This window comes from Sphingobium sp. LSP13-1-1.1, assembly GCF_040676415.1.
GTDB lineage: Bacteria > Pseudomonadota > Alphaproteobacteria > Sphingomonadales > Sphingomonadaceae > Sphingobium.
The window spans coordinates 1-330 of the sequence record NZ_JBEGHU010000074.1 but is presented as its reverse complement, the minus strand read 5'-3'; the positions used below and the strand labels follow the sequence as shown (position 1 = coordinate 330).

General features: G+C 65.5%; 1 protein-coding gene and 1 pseudogene. Both read left to right on the top strand.

Going from position 1 to position 330, the window contains the following annotated elements; genetic code table 11:
• Positions 1–230 (top strand): annotated as a pseudogene (locus MRBLSP13_RS20795) (hypothetical protein); the annotation flags it as partial.
• 8 nt (positions 231–238) lie between these two features.
• A partial coding sequence (locus MRBLSP13_RS20790; RefSeq protein ID WP_363756436.1) for a GTP-binding protein occupies positions 239–330 on the top strand: 92 nt, incomplete at its 3' end.

Here is a 330-nt window from a genome sequence, read left to right as displayed (position 1 = left end):
CGACCATGTCGGTCGGCCTCATCGGTGGCAGCGCCCAGCAGGCTGAAGAGATCATCGCCTCCGGCAAGGCCGATTTCGTGATGATCGGCCGCGACGCGCTCTACGACCCTCGCTGGGCATGGCACGCTGCCGAGGAACTCGGCGCGACGACCGACTATGCGCCCAAATACGGCATGGCCAGGCCCGCGCTTCGCCCGCAGCTGTATCCCAACCACCGCGCACCTGCCTGAGCGCGCGCATGCTGACTCCCAAACAGGATATGAGGACGCCGGTCACAGTGCTGACCGGCTTTCTCGGCAGCGGAAAGACCACATTGCTCAATCGCGCCCT